Source organism: Xenorhabdus cabanillasii, assembly GCF_003386665.1.
Classification (GTDB): Bacteria; Pseudomonadota; Gammaproteobacteria; order Enterobacterales; family Enterobacteriaceae; genus Xenorhabdus; species Xenorhabdus cabanillasii.
Genome location: NZ_QTUB01000001.1, coordinates 1,365,362 through 1,382,234, shown reverse-complemented (window position 1 = coordinate 1,382,234; position 16,873 = coordinate 1,365,362). Strand labels below are relative to the sequence as shown.

Below are 16,873 nucleotides of genomic sequence, written 5' to 3'. Positions count from 1 at the left end.
TTCATTCACCAATTTAGTGCAAATATACTTAAAGATCCCTCTGTGCTTTTGTCCATTTACTGAGTTTTACGCCTATTTATAAATATACACACTAAGATTCAATGACTTTTAAAAGTTGGCACGCTTTTCGCAAGAAATCGCAATAAAAATTGGCTGTATACAAAAACACTATCAGCCACTTAAGATAAGGCAGCCAGTGCTTTATCCAGCCTACGTAAACCAGGAGAACTCATATGTCCGTTGAACATGTTTTGTCCATGATTGAAGAACATCAGGTGAAGTTTATTGACTTACGTTTTACTGACACTAAAGGTAAAGAACAGCACATCACCATTCCTGCCCACCAGATTGATGAAGATTTCTTCGAAGATGGCAAAATGTTCGACGGTTCATCTATCAAAGGCTGGAAAGGTATCAATGAATCCGACATGGTACTAATGCCAGATCCATCTACCGCAATGCTTGATCCTTTCTTTGACGATGCCACGCTCATTATACGTTGCGATATCCTCGAACCCGGCACAATGCAAGGCTATGGTCGTGACCCTCGCTCTATTGCAAAACGTGCGGAAGATTTCCTGAGTGCAAGTGATATTGCAGATACTGTTTTGTTTGGGCCAGAACCGGAATTCTTCCTGTTTGATGATGTCCGTTTCGGCAATTCCATTTCAGGTTCTTATTATCATATTGATGATACCGAAGCAGCCTGGAATAGCGGCACTCGCTATGAAGGCGGTAACAAAGGCCATCGCCCAGGAGTTAAAGGTGGCTATTTCCCTGTGCCTCCGGTGGACTCTTCTCAGGATCTGCGTTCAGCAATGTGCCTGACGATGGAGGAAATGGGTTTGGTTGTGGAAGCCCACCACCACGAAGTGGCAACAGCAGGTCAGAACGAAGTCGCAACTCGTTTCAACACCATGACCAAAAAAGCGGATGAAACCCAGATTTATAAATATGTGGTACATAATGTCGCCCATGCTTTCGGCAAGACAGCAACATTTATGCCAAAACCGCTGGTCGGAGATAACGGCTCCGGAATGCATTGTCACATGTCACTGGCTAAAGGCGGTGTCAACCTGTTCGCCGGAGACAAATATGGCGGGTTATCTGAACTGGCTCTTTACTATATCGGCGGTATCATCAAACATGCCCGTGCCCTGAACGCCTTTACTAACCCAACCACTAACTCGTATAAACGTCTAGTACCTGGTTTTGAAGCTCCCGTGATGCTGGCATATTCTGCCCGCAACCGCTCTGCTTCTATCCGTATTCCGGTTGTAGCCAGCAGTAAAGCCCGTCGTATTGAAGTACGTTTCCCAGATCCGGCCGCAAATCCTTATCTGGCCTTCTCTGCTCTGCTTATGGCCGGCCTTGATGGTATCATCAACAAAATACATCCGGGTGATGCAATGGATAAAAACCTGTATGACCTGCCAGCCGAAGAAGCCCAAGAGATCCCAACTGTAGCCTCTTCTCTGGAAGAAGCACTGGCTGCACTGAATACAGATCGTGAATTCCTGACCCGCGGTGGTGTTTTCACTGATGATGCAATTGATGCTTATATTGGTGTCTTGAACAGTGAAATCGAACGCGTCCGTATGACTCCACATCCTCTGGAGTTTGAACTGTATTACAGCGTGTAATGCTTGAAAGCACTACAATTGTTCCTTTTTATTTTGTTGCCGTGAAACTTTTGGCCCATCTTCGGATGGGCTCTTTTCCCTCTGAACCTTCCTTCTCGATAGAGTGGGTGACCAATTCATGATCAAATAAGATACAATGCACCAAAAAAGTGCAAAGGCTGAAAGGTTGGATAGAAATGGCTGATTTTCCCAAAGCAGAACAGATTCTTGATTCACTGATAAACAGTGTGTTGGTACTGGATAATGATTTAATTATCCACTATGCCAATCATTCCGCCATGCAACTTCTGGCACAAAGTACACATAAATTATTCGGCACTCCTCTTCCGGTATTGTTCAGCTATATCTCATTAGATACGGAATTTATGCGTTCCAGTCTGATACGTGGGCATGGTTTTACGGATAACGAAGTCTTATTAGTGATTAACAATCACTCACATGTTATGTCGCTCAGTGCCCAACCAATTTCCGAACAGTTTATTCTGCTGGAACTCGCTCCTATGGATAGCCAGCGCCGTTTAAGCCAAGAGCAGATACAACAGGCACAGCAGGCGGCTGCGCGGGAATTGGTTCGGGGGCTGGCACATGAAATCAAAAACCCACTGGGGGGTTTACGGGGAGCGGCACAATTATTGGCAAAAACACTGCCAGATCCCTCCCTGCAAGAATATACTCAAGTCATTATCGAACAGGCAGACAGGCTTCGCACCCTTGTAGATCGATTATTGGGGCCACAGCATCCCGGAGCCCAGATCCGCCAGAGCATTCACCATGTGGTAGAACGGGTTTATCAACTGGTATCACTGGAAATGCCCGACAATGTCAAATTAATCAAGGATTATGATCCTAGCCTGCCGGAACTATCCCATTATCCTGATCAAATTGAACAGGTTTTATTGAATATTACCCGCAATGCTTTACAGGCATTGGGTAGTGAAGGTGGCATAATCACCTTACGAACCCGGACAGCATTCCAAATCACCTTACATGGTGAGCGTTATCGCTTAACGGCCAGAATTGATATTGAAGACAATGGGCCAGGTATTCCTCCCGGTATTCAGGATACGCTATTCTACCCGATGGTGAGTGGGCATGAGGGAGGAACCGGACTAGGTTTATCTATTGCCCGCAGTCTTATTGATCAACATTCTGGAAAGATCGAATTTACCAGTTGGCCGGGACATACGGAGTTTTCCATTTACCTGCCTATCAAGAAATAGGGGATACCATGCAACGAGGAAAAATCTGGATCGTTGATGACGACAGTTCTATCCGCTGGGTACTTGAACGAGCACTGAGTGGCGCAGGTATGGAGTGCATCAGTTTTGAAAACGCAGATTCCGTATTGGCAGCACTATCACAAGATTGTCCCGAAGTTTTGCTGTCAGACATCCGCATGCCGGGTCTGGATGGATTAAGTTTACTCAATCAAATCAAACAGAACTATCCACAACTTCCGGTCATCATTATGACTGCTCATTCCGATTTGGATGCAGCCGTCAGCGCCTATCAACACGGAGCATTCGATTATCTACCGAAACCATTCGATATTGATGAAACTGTCGCGTTGGTTGAACGTGCACTAAGTCATTCCAGGGAACAACAACACTCATCCCGTAATTCTAAAATAACGTCATCAGTCTCTGAAATGATTGGAGAAGCTCCTGCCATGCAGGAGGTATACCGGATTATCGGACGGCTTTCCCGCTCTTCCATCAGCGTCTTAATCAATGGGGAATCAGGCACAGGGAAAGAATTGGTTGCCCATGCTCTGCACCGCCATAGTCCAAGAGCCGCAGCCCCTTTTATTGCCTTGAATATGGCTGCAATCCCAAAAGATTTAATCGAGTCAGAATTATTTGGTCACGAAAAAGGGGCTTTCACCGGTGCCAATCAGGTTCGCCACGGACGTTTTGAGCAAGCTAATGGGGGCTCACTGTTTCTGGATGAAATCGGCGATATGCCACTGGATATCCAAACGCGCCTTTTGCGCGTTCTGGCAGAAGGGCAATTCTATCGCGTAGGTGGCTATGCACCAGTAAAAGTTGATGTACGAATTATTGCAGCGACCCACCAGTACCTTGAGCAACGGGTTAAAGAGGGTAAATTCCGTGAAGATCTCTATCATCGTCTGAACGTGATCCGCGTACAATTGCCACCTTTGCGGGATCGTGCAGAAGATATCCCCCGTCTGGCACAACATTTTCTGCAACAAACAGCCAAAGAGCTGGGCGTTGAAGCGAAAACACTACATCCTGATACCGAAACCGCTCTGATGCGCCTGTCATGGTCTGGAAATGTCCGTCAGTTGGAGAATGTTTGTCGCTGGCTGACCGTGATGGCAGCCAGTAAGGAAATTCTGGTGCAGGATTTACCGACTGATTTAATTGAACGTCAATCCTCTAAGCAAACAAATAATCCTCCGGTTTCCCTCCCTTCATCATCAGGAGATTGGTCACAGCAATTGGCTGCATGGGCAGAAAAAGCCTTACAGGAAGGCCAGGTTGATCTCCTTTCTGATATATTACCGCGATTAGAACGTACCTTACTTAACTGTGCCCTGACACACACTAATGGACATAAACAGGAAGCCGCTCGTTTACTCGGTTGGGGAAGGAATACAATAACGCGGAAATTGAAGGAATTGGGGTTAGAATAATTGATTTCCTGAATACTGACAGCACTGAAATAAATTTCATTTTCAGTGTCCCTCAATAATTCATTAACTTCTTTCTTCAGTTTCGAGGGTTCAGCCAAATACCAGAGCAAAATATGAGTATCTAATAGATAAAGCATGATTATTATTCTTTCCCTTCAAACATGGAAAGAATTTCACGATCATATCTGGCAAACTCTTCTTCTGTCGGCACAGAGAATTTTCCGACTAAAACACCAAATTGGCCTTAATTGTTTTTCAGGTTTCACAAGCACACCAACTGATCTCTTTACCCTGAGTTTTTCAAGTTTCGTAACTGTCTTCGGAACATGCCCGCCACAAAAACGGTGATAAGCCTTTACCTCAACTGTATCTTTACCACCATCCTTAATAACAACAGCCTGACCTTGTCTGATGACTGCTCTCAACCTTTCGGGTAGATCAGTAATATTCAGCTTCATTTCAGTGCTCATATAATCCCCTATATTTCAGAGTCGGATGTATGTATCAATTTCAACCAATTATTATTCAGATACATGGCAATGGTATAGCAACTCATATCACCCGCGAAAACTGTCTCTGACGCATCTGATTACGTAAATAACTGTCAAAACACATGCAAATATTTCGGATGAACAAACGCCCTTTCGGTGATACCTTAATCTGTGTTTCAGTGACCTCGACCAGTCCGTCCTCCGCCAGCGGCACCAATAATTGCAGATCTTCAGCAAAATAATCCGTGAAATTCACCCCGTAGCGCTGCTCAATATCAGCAAAATTCAGCCTGAAATTACAAATCAACGCTTTAATCACATCACGGCGGATACAATCATCCTGCCTCAGATTCAAACCACGCCACAACGCATGCTCCTGCGCCTCTACTGCTGCATAGTAGGTTTTGAGATCTTTCTGGTTCTGCGCATAACTGTCACCTAGTATGCTGATAGCAGAAACACCGATTCCCAGTAAGTCGCACTCTCCTTGTGTGGTATATCCCTGAAAATTACGATGTAGTACCCCTTCCCGCTGGGCAATAGCCAGTTCATCATCAGGGCGGGCAAAGTGATCCATACCGATAAACTGATAGCCATTACCTGTCAGGGTAGTAATAGTTTGCTGCAAAATATCCAGTTTCTGTGCCGCACCCGGTAAATCAATCTCCTTAATTTTACGTTGTGCCGCAAACAAATTCGGCATGTGAGCATAATTGAATACGCTTAGACGATCAGGAGATAGCGCCAACACTCGTTGCAGAGTGAAAGCGAAACTTTCCGCAGTCTGTCTCGGCAAACCATAAATTAAATCGATACTGGTAGAGGTAAAACCTGTTTCACGGGCCCGGTTAACCAGTTCGAAAATAAAGTCTTCATCCTGTTCCCGATTAACCAGATACTGAACTTCCTTATTGAAATCCTGCACGCCCATACTCAGGCGGTTAAAACCTTCATGGCGCAGATGGTCAATCATATCCAGTTCAATTTCACGTGGGTCAATTTCAATGGACAGTTCTGCATCAGGCAGAAAGTGGAAGTGACTACGCAATATTGCCATCAATCGGCTGATCTGTGCCTTGTCCAGATAAGTTGGCGTTCCTCCTCCCCAGTGCATCTGGCTGACTTTTCTCCGGGAAAACAATTTTGCCCGTGCCGTAATTTCCTTTTCCAGAGCTTGCAGATACTCATCTGCTTTATTTTTCTGACGAGTAACCAGCTTATTGCAGCCACAGAAATAACAAAGTTTGTGACAGAATGGGATATGGATATAAAGGGAAAGAGGGCGATCAGGATAATGTGCGGCGGCCTGTGCAAATGCAGTATTATCGTACTGTTGGTTAAATTCCAATGCTGTCGGGTATGACGTATAGCGAGGTCCTGAATAATTGTATTTTTGGATCAAAGGCAGATCCCAGACAATGGCTTGCTCTGACATGCTTACTCCTTCCGCTGTTTTAGCCCATCAAATAGCCACTGTAGTTTACCCAATTACTATAGCAAATACCATGTAAACACTATGGTTATACACTTTATCTTGGGTATATTCCGGGATGCTCCCGCCTTTATGATCACAACAATTTATAACCGGAACGACTTATTTCTCAGGGATTACTTCCCTTTCAGCAACTGCATGATATCTTCCTGCTGCTCTTTTTCACTGTCATCATCATCTTCCAGCTCAATACCCAACTGTTCCATCAGGACATCAATACGATCAAGCATACTATCGACATAGGCATTCTCTTCCTGAGAGAGTTTTTCACCCTGCTCAAGGCGTGCCAGCAAGCTATCCAGACGCTCATCATTTTCCAGCATTTCCAGCTCTTCCTGCGGTGATAAATGAGGTTTTGGCGTTGCTTTAGGCTTCTCTGCTACTGGTTTTTTTACTGCTGCTTTTTCGCCGATGCTCAAAGGAACCGGCACTTTACTGCCGATGCGAGGATCTCGTTCCTGCTTTGTGCCAGACTGTTTTTTCTGATTACTGTTATCTTTATGACGGCTACCGGCTGGATTACCACGCTGTCTTTTCTGACGCTTACGCTCACGTCCTTCAGCGTTCAACTCTTCACGACTTTTTCTTTTTTGCTTACCCGCTGACGTTTTTGCAGGGGATTTTTTCTTTAATTGACTCATAGCTTGTGACTCAACTCGTGTTATCAAAATATTTTCGGCGGAATCTAACAGAATCCACTTATAACATCCAATGCCATTCACTTATTCTTTCGAATTCAGCTAATATTTCAGGCTACCTTAACTCAAATATTATAAACATCAATCACTATGCGTTTCTTCGATACCTCTTATCGCATTCCTCTGTATCTTTGGTGCATTGGTTATGCCGTTTTATGGATAATAGCAAGTTATTCACTGGATCCGACTGTTCCGTATGATGCTGTAGAAGCCTTAAACTGGGGCATGAATGGCGAATGGGGATCCCCGAAAAATCCGTGGCTGGTAGGTACTGTAATGTTACCAGTGATCTATATTAGTCATATTTCTCTCAGCTTTTACTGGTATTTCACCCATTTCGTTGCCATTGCCATAGGCATGCTTGGCGTCTGGCGTCTGGCCTTCCGATTAACAGGCAAAATTGAATTAGCCTGGCTTGCCATGCTGACACTCAATCTGTCTGGTATCATTAATTTCGATATCATTCCTTATAACGATAATTACCTGTTGGTGATGCTGTGGCCGTGGTCACTGTTGTTCTTCCTGAAAGCCATTGATGACCATCCGAAATGGTGGCTGGCATTCGCATTAGCGACAGGGCTGGCAACAATGGGCAAATATTCTTCACTTGCGATCGTTGGTTCAGTCTTTCTGCTCTCCCTGTTTGCTCCCAAAGTACGGCGTCATTATCGGGAACCACTCTTTTATCTCGCCATTGCATTGTGGCTTATACTGATATTACCCAACGTCTGGTGGCTGGCACATAACGATTTTTCTGCATTTAAATGGGTAGACTCCCAAATCGAGCATGGGTTTAATCTGCATACTACACGTGCGGTATTTTCGGTGTTCTATCCCCTCATCATCGTAGGGGTGATTATTTATCTGTCAGGCGGAAAAATTGGCTGGCCAAAGCAACAATCCAACAGGCTGGTTAATATCGTTATTCTGTTACCCCTGTTGATTATCTATGTCTGGTTCTCTTTTAATCAGGGTGGACGGATGACCGAATGGCTCCAGCCATTCATGGTGGTAGCACCTGCACTACTGGCAGGTTCGATAACCGTACCTCCTCATAAACCCTTACTGGGAATATTACGAGGTTTGGCCTTATTTGGTGTGCTGGTTCTTATCGGCTATACCAGTGTCATGCTGGCAAATGTCCGGGGAGCTGGCGAAAAGTTTGAAGGGATAAAAACCTTTACCCGCCAACTTGATAAGCGCTGGAATGAATTGTACCCAACACCACTGCATTACGTTGGAGGAGAATATCTGCACCAATGGCTGACGTTTTACAGTCATTATCGCCCTCAAACCATACAGCCGTGGGAAATAGACAATGGTACACCACCCAATATATACAACCGCCATATTAAAGAGAGCGATATTGTGAAATATGGTGCTTTACTGGTAGGAAAAAGGGGAACAGATTGCTCACAGGAAAACTTTCAACAAACACTGACAACCTGGCCTGAATTAACGATCAGCCACAAAGAAGAATTTACGTTTCAAGCTCAGCCAAGTGCGGAACCTGAGATCGTCTGCATCGGCTTTGCTGCGCCTAAAAACAGTCAACATCTTCAATAATCTTCCAGTTACCGCAAAAAAGCCTGAAAGTGAGTATACAATCAGGCTTTTTCTTCTCAACACAATATCAGGTTAGTCAGCATCGTGTTTAATGGGCATCCACAAACACCATTTTCAATATAAACAGTAAAGTAACGACAATAACGCAAGAACCAATTTCACGCCATTTTCCTGTTCCCAGTTTCATAGCGCAATAAGCGATAAATCCCAATGCGATACCTTCGGTAATAGAGAAGCTGAATGGCATCATAACAGCGGTAATAAATGCCGGGACGGATTCAGTCAGATCATTCCATTTCACCCGTGTCAGGCTGGATGTCATCAGAACCCCCACATAAACCAACGCACCTGCTGTAGCATAAGCAGGAACCATACTAACCAATGGAGAAATAAACATCACCAACAGGAATAAAATACCGACAACAACAGCAGTTAATCCGGTACGCCCGCCAACAGAAACGCCAGAAGAACTCTCTATATAAGCGGTTACCGAAGAAGTTCCAATATAAGAGCCAGCCACTGAGCTGATGCTGTCAACATACAGGGCCTGATTCATCCGCGGGAATTTACCATTACTATCAGCAATACCGGCTTTATCGGTTACACCAATCAACGTACCGGACGAATCAAACAGGTTTACCAGCATAAAAGAAAAAATAACTCCGGCTAACGCGATATCCAGAGCGCCTTTCACATCAACATTACCAACAACACTCATTACACTGGGTGGCAGATCAAAAACACCCTGATATTCCACATACCCCATCATAAACCCGATCAACGTCGTTATTACGATGGAAAACAATACTGCTGCATGAAAATTACGTGCTGCTAAAATCGCAATGATAAAAAAGCCCAATGTACCCAACAGGACATTGTGGGAAGCAAAATTGCCGATAGAGACAATCGTATCTGGATTCGGTACGATAATGCCGGCATTTTTCAGCCCCATCATAGCAATAAAAAGCCCAATACCACTGGTAATACCGACGCGCAAACTCACGGGGATATTAGCTATCATCCAATAACGTATACGAAAAATAGTCAGGATTAACAACCCTACTGCGCCCCAGAAAATCGCCCCCATTGCAACCTGCCATGAAATACCCATGGCACCGACTACGACAAAAGCAAAAAAAGCATTCAGTCCCATCGCGGGAGCAACAGCAACCGGTAAATTTGCCGTTATTCCCATCATAATACTGCCAAGTGCAGCGATGAGGCAGGTAGTAACAAATACGGCTTTGATATCCATTCCTGCAACAGACAAAATTTGTGGATTCACAAAGACGATATAAACCATGGTTAGAAAGGTTGTAAACCCAGCGATCATCTCGGTACGAACTGTCGTGCCATGTTCCTCTAATTTAAACACGCGCTGAAGTAAGCCCTGACGATTTACAGAGCCAGAATTGAGTGTGCTCATTAATATTTTATTCCCCAAAAGATGAAATTTTCGCCCTATCCTACAGGAAATCCGAACAAATCGTTATCCTTCAGGATCAAAAAAGAAAACGATTGCGATTAACAAAATCAACAAGTTATATAACAAAGTCATTATTAACAAGCCTCATTAATTGACTCTGTTTTATTCGTTATTTTTGGATGGCATCATGCCAAGAATATCGGTGAAAATATCCGTCCATTTATCCTTACCAATCTCCATTAACCTAAAAAAGCGCAGGATGAATGCCCCTTCTGTGGCCAGAAAAGCTAAGCGCGCCCGACGCCCTTCTTCCGTCGTTGTATCCAGACCAGCTATGCACTGATTATACCAGGCACGGCTTGACTCAAGATGTTCAGGTGTTTGAAGTAAAGCAGCCATTAAACCTGCCGCTTTTGCAGATGACACGTCATCAGAGTGCTGGCTGGCCTCAACATGCGCACGTACCGCTGTCAGCGGATCAGGATTTTCCCCGGCTATTGTGCAAAACTGCTCTTGGTAACTCAGTTCCCAACGTTCAAACATCGCATCAATGAGTGCGTCCTTCGTATTGAAACTGTACTGAACCCCACCCTTAGTGATCCCCACCGCTTTTGCCACTGCATCAATAGTCAGAGCCGCAGCGCCATGTGTTGTCACGATTTGTTCCGCTGCATCCAGCAAAATTTCCCGATCAATTGTTTTACGTCGTCCCATCGGAGCCCTCTTTTAATTCAATACGTATGTATTTATAATGTCAGGACTTTGTACCGTCAAGACTTGGACGGCACAGAATCCCTCAACCATATTGATGAGTTCTCGCATGAAATCGAATATTCGCTGGCTCGTGCTGGCTATCATTTCCAGCGCGCTTTTTCTAATCGTTATCGACATGACTGTTCTCTATACAGCCTTGCCTCGCCTGACACATGACCTGCGTGCTTCTTCCACCGAAAAATTGTGGATCATGAACGCCTATCCATTGACCATTGCTGGCCTGCTTCCCGGTACAGGAGCGTTAAGTGACCGTTTTGGTGCCAAAAAACTGTTTACTTCCGGGCTGGTTGTATTCTGCATAGCATCACTTATCGCCGCGTTTGCTCCCAATCCTGGCACATTGATCAGTGCACGAGTGGTACTTGCCATTGGCGCAGCAATGATGATGCCCGCAACGCTGGCAATAGTCCGTCAGGCTTTTGAAGATCCGAATGAACGTGCTCTTGCCATCGGCATCTGGTCAGCTGTTGCTTCGGGAGGAGCAGCGCTTGGCCCCGTTATCGGTGGGATACTGCTCGAATATTACTGGTGGGGTTCTGTCTTCCTGATCAACGTCCCTATCGTCATCATTACGTTTATCTTTGCTCTGATCACCATTAACAAAAGTCAAAGTAATCCGAATCGCTCATTTGACCTGCTTGCTTCTACCCAAATCATGATTGGGCTGATTGGCATTACCTTGGCTATCAAGGAAATTAGTAAACAAGCACCATCACTGGAAACTGCTATGATAGCCAGCGCCATCGGGATTGTTTTCATAGTTATGTTCGTTCGCCGGCAACGCCGTTCATCCGCACCAATTATCGACTTTAATCTGTTACGTTCTTACGGTTTCGCCACCGGAGTCGCAACGGCTTTTGTTACCACAGCAGCCCTCGTGGGAGTGGAGCTTGTAATCAGTCAACGGCTTCAACTGGTGGTAGGTTTATCACCTTTACAGGCGGGATTGTTTATCCTGCCTATTCCCTTAGCTTCTTTTGCTGCCGGGCCTTTGGCTGGTATTGCCGTCCCCAGATTTGGTGCCGGAAGAATTATGTGGCTCTCACTCGTCTTTGCCGGACTTGGTATTTTTGGCTATCTTATCGGTTTCCAATCCGGCGTATTAGTGCAAATAACTGCGTTTGCCATGATTGGGTTTGGCATCGGTGCCGCTATGACAGCAGCTTCTACATCCATCATGTTCAATGCTCCTGAGCACAGTGCAGGTACAGCCGCTTCAATTGAGGAAATTGCCTATGAATTTGGTGGTCTGATTGGGATAGCTGTTCTTGGTAGCCTGATGGTAGCGATCTATACGGCCTCATTCACCCTACCGACCGAGGTTGTCATACCAGAGTCTGTACAAATTAGCTCGATACAAAATAGTATTGATGAAGCACTTATCGTTGCAGAAAGTTTAAAAGGTGATACCGCCTTATCACTGATCCGTGCAGCAAAACAGGCTTTTGATAGCTCATTCCTATCAGTTTTAACCGTGGCGGGAACATTGTTACTACTAAGCGCTGTGGTGATCGCTCTGTTTGCAAGAAGGCAGCACGATTAACCATTATTAAAATCAGCCAAATTATTCGATTCTTTCGGTCGAATAGTTTGGCATCAGAAAGCATTTCAATATTAAATGACTTTCCTCTGTTTACTATTTTTTCTGATCATTTTATGCCATGCCTGAAAGCAATGTAGCTCCTTAAGGTATTGACTATAATATTGAGTATTTAGCATAAAGAATGCCAGTAAAAAATCCACGGCAATAATACACAAAGAGACATTGCTATAATCCAATATATCCGCAACGAATTTTAAACTCACCAGAGAGATAAAGAGGGCAAGAAAAAGATAACGTGCTACAGTTAACATCCTGAATCCAAAAGTTATTCCCCTATGAGTTAATGAAATGGATAAGAAAGCAAATACTAAAGCCAAAGCGACAATAAAAAATAAAATTGGCAGATCATTTTTGTTATCCAAATGAGATAACAATATAAATGTAGTCATTACATAAGATTTAATTAGTAAAATAGTAGAAAATAATGTTATCAGTAATGCTTTTTTTGGAATACCAAAGTCCAATAAATCCCGATATTTATTTAATCTCTTTTCTGCCAGTAGACTAGTATCATTTTTTTCTACTCTTTGGTTAAGTGCAAAACTTGCTTTAAGTGTATTATTGAGATTGGTATTTAATACACAATATTGCCAAAAAATCATGAAAAAATTTAGTTTCTTCGATCTATCATGAAGTTCAATAGTACCTTCTTCTGCGATTCCAGCTATCTTTCTTCTCAAGATATGGTTCTTTATTTTAAACCATAGAACTTCTTTCATAGCTTGAGAAAACGCTTCACTATTAATGATTATCCTATTAGAGAAAAAATTAAAAAAGACGATATTCAACAAATACCATTCGTGATGCATATAATGGACAAAGTAATCAAACAGAATAAGAATCATTGCCAAAATAATACTTAATGTATTCAGCCCATTCAGTGTTTTTAAAGCAAAGAGGTTTCCTCTGTAAGCACAAAGTGTCGATAACAAGATTATAGAAATGATAAATATACTGGCAGAACGTTGAAAACGCGCAACATCAGAAGAAGAATAAAAATTATAAAATACAAAAAGTAATATTACATAAGAAATAGAAATCAGTATAGGAAACAAAGCCATCAATACACTTTCTTCTGAAGAGCGATTGATAGTTATTTTATCTTTAATCCTAACAGTATTTAGTTCACCCGACAGAGAAGAATCGCTATTCGCAATTCTATCATCTGTATTTTTATACAAATGTATAATGCTTCTGAATTGCCTGTTTGTTAATATATTTTTTATGTTCATGTTATTTTATCTCTCTTTTTACTCCTTATTTCTGTAGTCATCTTATAATAAGTTGAATATTCATAATCCCATACAAATTTCAGTAAAAACACTTTTCCATTAATAACCATTTTGAATATAACCTGCTGGTTTTTCATCCACAATAGAATAAATTGCACCAATAGCATAATCGACTGATTTAATTATATTTTCAGGATTATTGATGCTGCCAGTCATTCCACTTCCCAAAAAACCACCACCCGCAGAAAGAGAATTTATCAAATAGTTTCGCAGAGTCCTGTGAATTTCTTCTGTTGGATAACGTTTAGGATATCTTCCTCTTCTTATTGCGTCTTTTATAGCTTGATTAGAAATTCCGGGATTGTTATGTCGTATAATCTCTTCTGTTAACCGTTTTCTTTCATGTCTTGGCATTTTTTTCAGCCATTCTGATACACTACGGGAAGATGTAGACTTCATTATTCTATAAGTATGGTATGCTTCCTTTAAAGCTGCTGAACCAGAAACGAGAGAGGTTATATCCAGCATTGTAGTCGTTGCAACATACCAATCCTGTGAATCTAACCAAGCAACATGCTCTATCCCTTCCTCACCATTATTAGTAAGTTGATAAACCCTATATATGCCATTTCCACATTGAAGAGAACTTGCAGCAGCACCACTATAAGCCAAAACAGTAACTGCTGAACTTGTCCCCATTGTAGCTGGAACTGCTGCGGCTGAAAAAAATTCAACTACTATAAATGCCAATGCAGCCCCACACGAAAGCGCTGTTGACCCAATCTCCCATACCAAACTAGGCTCTGAAACCGTTTTTTTCAGCTCTGCTTCTGGAGTAACTGCCGCCGCCTCTAGATTAAAGATAATAATATGTGTTAACTCTGATGTAGTTTGGTTTCCGCGTCTTTTTGATGGTCTAACCAAATAACGCTTAGATAACCCATCCGAATAAATAATTCCAGCACCATAAAAATCACGGTGGCAATCCAACGCATCAGCAATAGCCTGAAAATCAATATTAGCAGCACCAGGATGTGTCATTCTCAACTGATAAGCATACCGAAAATCAGGTAACTTACTTTCATCAAACTCATCTCTTAGTTGTGATGTAAGACTATCAAATCGCATTTTAATCACCACCTATTATCACTTAGTGATTACGCCAGTATCTAAATATATATATTATTTTTCAGGTATTTCAAACAACATAATTTACTTTATTAAACTGATATTAAATAATATTTATCGTCACTGAAAGTAAATTAATTATATAAAAGTCACTCTGTTAATAAGTTATATAATTAGTTTATATAACTTAATAAACTGTTTCTTCCCAAACACAATATCCTGATGTACCAGCGATATGATGTTGACAAACAATATCCTTATATTGAACTGCAACAATCTCTTCTGGCTGCCGATCATTATGATTAACAGAGTGTGGATATTGAACATTAACATTTAATAACTTAGCATTTCTTAAATTAACAGAGTAATAACGCTCTTGCCCACCAGCTTGCGAAGTTCGGTAAAAGTCAAACATCAGATCCAGTTCTTCATTGTTTGAAATTGCCATCAATAGTAACGGTGATGATTTATCTAAGGGCTTGACAAACTTAACCGGTTGGTGAGCAACATTCTGCATTCGAGAAATACCATGATTAAATTGTAGTACAAAAATCTGATTCTCATGTCCCAGCTGAAATTTATTACCAATGGAATCCAATGTAGAACATCCTTGAGAAATCAATCCCTGAAGTTTCCCTTTAATTGTGACATAGATCGAATTTGCCATATTATATTAACCTATTATCATTATTTACCTACCCTGTTATACCAGAAATTCAAATAAGAAAACACCCATATAAATTATACAATAAACACTCATTTTACATATAAAATAATTTTATTTCTTTATAAAAAGCATTAATTGTCAAGTAATACCACTTGTGTTTTTTTTAAGTAAGATAAATATATTCCCTACCACAACGATGGGGCATTAATTCAACAGGCAAATCCACCATATATAAAATCTAAAACTCTGATGTGTTAGCCCTGATTTTGACCTCTGCTTTCTTGCTCTTTTTTACCTCTTATTTCAAGATATTTTCACACTTCTATTTCCTTCATATACCGAATGGATTTCAAGATGCAGCGCGACGACAAGGGAACGAATTTGCACAGCCAAAGGCTGGCCTCCGGTGAGAGGCAGGAGCCTCTCATTAATCCCCAGGAGCATAGATAACTATGTGACTGGGGTGAGTGAGCGTAACCAAAAAAGCTGAAACTTGAAAGACGACGGGTATATATACATTAGAATTATAATACAGGAAGTACCTGATATATAATCACAGAAATAACCTCTCACCTAAACAGAAAAAATAGGAAATATCATGTTAAACATAGGATGTATCAATGGTAAAGTTTATGATGATAAGCAAGGTAAATTTATACCGATTCACTTTTTTTATCCAACACGGGAAATTGGTAAATCAGAAAAATTCGGACCTTATGATATCTCTGTTGCGATGAACGCCTCAATTTACGGGAACAAAATACCTTTAATTGTTTTATCCCATGGTAGTGGCGGCTCATCTCTCACTTATCGGGAGCTTATGTGCTCACTTGTTAAATCCGGGTATGCCGTATTAGCATTAGAACATCCGGGGAATTGTTATTTTGATGATTCTCTGGCTGCGACATTAGCCAATTTAGAAAACAGGCCCCGACATATCAAGTTAGTTATTGATCATATCGTTAATAATGAGTTGGTGAGTAACCATTTATTAAAAAACAAAATAACATTAATTGGGCATTCAATGGGAGGATATACAGCCCTTGCTATCAGTGGTGGTATACCTGTTGCCATTCCAGATAAAACAAGTAGTCAATCGATTGAAGAAATTACCGTTCCGTATGATAACCGAATCAGTTCACTTATATTATTAGCTCCGGCATGTGGATGGTTTAATTACAAAGATTCTTTAAATAGAGTCAATGTTCCAATATTATTGTTAACTGCGGAAAAAGACCATTTATCTGACATATTGTGTACATCAGTTATTGAAAACCATACTAATGTTGTGCATAAAACTGTCACAAATGCAGGGCACCACTCTTTTCAAAGCCCATTTCCATCACATATGAAGAGTATTAATTTTCCTCCATCACAGGATCCTGCCGGGTTCGACAGGGAAAAATACCAAGCCATATTAAGCGCTGAAATAAAATCGTTCCTTTCCGGAATATATCACTAGTAAAAATCCCAACTAATATGATTTAGTTGGGA

Annotated in this window: 14 protein-coding genes; 6 read left to right on the top strand and 8 right to left on the bottom strand. The window is 41.9% G+C overall.

What is annotated here, in order from left to right; all coding sequences use genetic code 11:
- Positions 1 to 233 precede the first annotated feature (233 nt).
- The 3 genes from glnA to glnG all read left to right on the top strand — a co-directional run bounded on the left by glnA (position 234) and on the right by glnG (position 4,302).
- On the top strand, positions 234 to 1,643 hold the full coding sequence (gene glnA, locus BDD26_RS06765) for a glutamate--ammonia ligase (RefSeq protein WP_115825932.1): 1,410 nt from the start codon (positions 234 to 236) through the stop codon (positions 1,641 to 1,643).
- Between the two features lie 176 nt (positions 1,644 to 1,819).
- Positions 1,820 to 2,863 carry a nitrogen regulation protein NR(II) gene (gene glnL / locus BDD26_RS06760; RefSeq protein WP_115825930.1) on the top strand — a complete coding sequence of 348 codons (1,044 nt, stop codon included), beginning with the start codon at positions 1,820 to 1,822 and terminating at the stop codon, positions 2,861 to 2,863.
- Between the two features lie 8 nt (positions 2,864 to 2,871).
- Positions 2,872 to 4,302 (top strand): nitrogen regulation protein NR(I), encoded by a 1,431-nt coding sequence (glnG, locus tag BDD26_RS06755; RefSeq protein ID WP_115825928.1) that lies wholly within the window; start codon positions 2,872 to 2,874, stop codon positions 4,300 to 4,302.
- 179 nt (positions 4,303 to 4,481) lie between these two features.
- On the opposite strand, the gene BDD26_RS06750 is transcribed toward glnG, so the two are convergent.
- The 3 genes from BDD26_RS06750 to yihI all read right to left on the bottom strand — a co-directional run bounded on the left by BDD26_RS06750 (position 4,482) and on the right by yihI (position 6,926).
- Entirely contained in the window at positions 4,482 to 4,772 is a 291-nt protein-coding gene (locus tag BDD26_RS06750) for a hypothetical protein (RefSeq protein ID WP_115825926.1), read from the bottom strand.
- Positions 4,773 to 4,854: 82 nt separating this feature from the next.
- Positions 4,855 to 6,228, bottom strand: coding sequence for an oxygen-independent coproporphyrinogen III oxidase (gene hemN, locus BDD26_RS06745; RefSeq protein ID WP_115825924.1), 1,374 nt, complete (start codon positions 6,226 to 6,228; stop codon positions 4,855 to 4,857).
- A gap of 173 nt (positions 6,229 to 6,401) precedes the next feature.
- Complete coding sequence (yihI, locus tag BDD26_RS06740; RefSeq protein WP_115827506.1) at positions 6,402 to 6,926, bottom strand: Der GTPase-activating protein YihI; 525 nt, start codon at positions 6,924 to 6,926, stop codon at positions 6,402 to 6,404.
- Positions 6,927 to 7,073: 147 nt separating this feature from the next.
- Between yihI and BDD26_RS06735 the strand changes: the two genes are divergently transcribed.
- Positions 7,074 to 8,549 (top strand): glycosyltransferase family 39 protein, encoded by a 1,476-nt coding sequence (locus BDD26_RS06735; RefSeq protein WP_038265364.1) that lies wholly within the window; start codon positions 7,074 to 7,076, stop codon positions 8,547 to 8,549.
- 88 nt (positions 8,550 to 8,637) lie between these two features.
- Here the strand turns inward: BDD26_RS06735 and BDD26_RS06730 are convergent, their stop codons facing one another.
- Together BDD26_RS06730 and BDD26_RS06725 are read right to left on the bottom strand one after the other, a co-directional pair.
- Positions 8,638 to 9,975 (bottom strand): NCS2 family permease, encoded by a 1,338-nt coding sequence (locus BDD26_RS06730; protein WP_038265366.1) that lies wholly within the window; start codon positions 9,973 to 9,975, stop codon positions 8,638 to 8,640.
- 162 nt (positions 9,976 to 10,137) lie between these two features.
- Entirely contained in the window at positions 10,138 to 10,689 is a 552-nt protein-coding gene (locus BDD26_RS06725; protein WP_115825922.1) for a TetR/AcrR family transcriptional regulator, read from the bottom strand.
- A gap of 106 nt (positions 10,690 to 10,795) precedes the next feature.
- Here BDD26_RS06725 and BDD26_RS06720 point away from each other — a divergent pair, with 106 nt between their 5' ends.
- Positions 10,796 to 12,292 (top strand): MFS transporter, encoded by a 1,497-nt coding sequence (locus BDD26_RS06720; RefSeq protein ID WP_115825920.1) that lies wholly within the window; start codon positions 10,796 to 10,798, stop codon positions 12,290 to 12,292.
- Positions 12,293 to 12,363: 71 nt separating this feature from the next.
- Here BDD26_RS06720 and BDD26_RS06715 read toward each other — a convergent pair whose 3' ends face one another.
- The 3 genes from BDD26_RS06715 to BDD26_RS06705 form a co-directional block, all read right to left on the bottom strand.
- On the bottom strand, positions 12,364 to 13,533 hold the full coding sequence (locus BDD26_RS06715; RefSeq protein ID WP_147299004.1) for a hypothetical protein: 1,170 nt from the start codon (positions 13,531 to 13,533) through the stop codon (positions 12,364 to 12,366).
- Positions 13,534 to 13,683: 150 nt separating this feature from the next.
- Positions 13,684 to 14,712, bottom strand: a complete 1,029-nt coding sequence (gene ssp4 / locus BDD26_RS06710) for an Ssp4 family T6SS effector (protein ID WP_115825916.1) — start codon at positions 14,710 to 14,712, stop codon at positions 13,684 to 13,686.
- Positions 14,713 to 14,899: 187 nt separating this feature from the next.
- Entirely contained in the window at positions 14,900 to 15,379 is a 480-nt protein-coding gene (locus BDD26_RS06705) for an Hcp family type VI secretion system effector (RefSeq protein WP_115825914.1), read from the bottom strand.
- A gap of 598 nt (positions 15,380 to 15,977) precedes the next feature.
- Between BDD26_RS06705 and BDD26_RS06700 the strand changes: the two genes are divergently transcribed.
- On the top strand, positions 15,978 to 16,841 hold the full coding sequence (locus BDD26_RS06700; RefSeq protein ID WP_115825912.1) for an alpha/beta hydrolase family protein: 864 nt from the start codon (positions 15,978 to 15,980) through the stop codon (positions 16,839 to 16,841).
- Positions 16,842 to 16,873 lie beyond the last annotated feature (32 nt).

Bases quoted from the DNA above. Each gene is read 5' to 3' on its own strand.
- BDD26_RS06705 (WP_115825914.1), bottom strand. From the start codon at position 15,379: ATGGCAAATTCGATCTATGTCACAATTAAAGGGAAACTTCAGGGATTG.
- ssp4 (WP_115825916.1), bottom strand. From the start codon at position 14,712: ATGCGATTTGATAGTCTTACATCACAACTAAGAGATGAGTTTGATGAA.
- glnG (WP_115825928.1), top strand. From the start codon at position 2,872: ATGCAACGAGGAAAAATCTGGATCGTTGATGACGACAGTTCTATCCGC.
- BDD26_RS06730 (WP_038265366.1), bottom strand. From the start codon at position 9,975: ATGAGCACACTCAATTCTGGCTCTGTAAATCGTCAGGGCTTACTTCAG.
- BDD26_RS06720 (WP_115825920.1), top strand. From the start codon at position 10,796: ATGAAATCGAATATTCGCTGGCTCGTGCTGGCTATCATTTCCAGCGCG.
- BDD26_RS06700 (WP_115825912.1), top strand. From the start codon at position 15,978: ATGTTAAACATAGGATGTATCAATGGTAAAGTTTATGATGATAAGCAA.
- yihI (WP_115827506.1), bottom strand. From the start codon at position 6,926: ATGAGTCAATTAAAGAAAAAATCCCCTGCAAAAACGTCAGCGGGTAAG.
- glnA (WP_115825932.1), top strand. From the start codon at position 234: ATGTCCGTTGAACATGTTTTGTCCATGATTGAAGAACATCAGGTGAAG.
- glnL (WP_115825930.1), top strand. From the start codon at position 1,820: ATGGCTGATTTTCCCAAAGCAGAACAGATTCTTGATTCACTGATAAAC.
- BDD26_RS06725 (WP_115825922.1), bottom strand. From the start codon at position 10,689: ATGGGACGACGTAAAACAATTGATCGGGAAATTTTGCTGGATGCAGCG.
- BDD26_RS06735 (WP_038265364.1), top strand. From the start codon at position 7,074: ATGCGTTTCTTCGATACCTCTTATCGCATTCCTCTGTATCTTTGGTGC.
- BDD26_RS06750 (WP_115825926.1), bottom strand. From the start codon at position 4,772: ATGAGCACTGAAATGAAGCTGAATATTACTGATCTACCCGAAAGGTTG.
- hemN (WP_115825924.1), bottom strand. From the start codon at position 6,228: ATGTCAGAGCAAGCCATTGTCTGGGATCTGCCTTTGATCCAAAAATAC.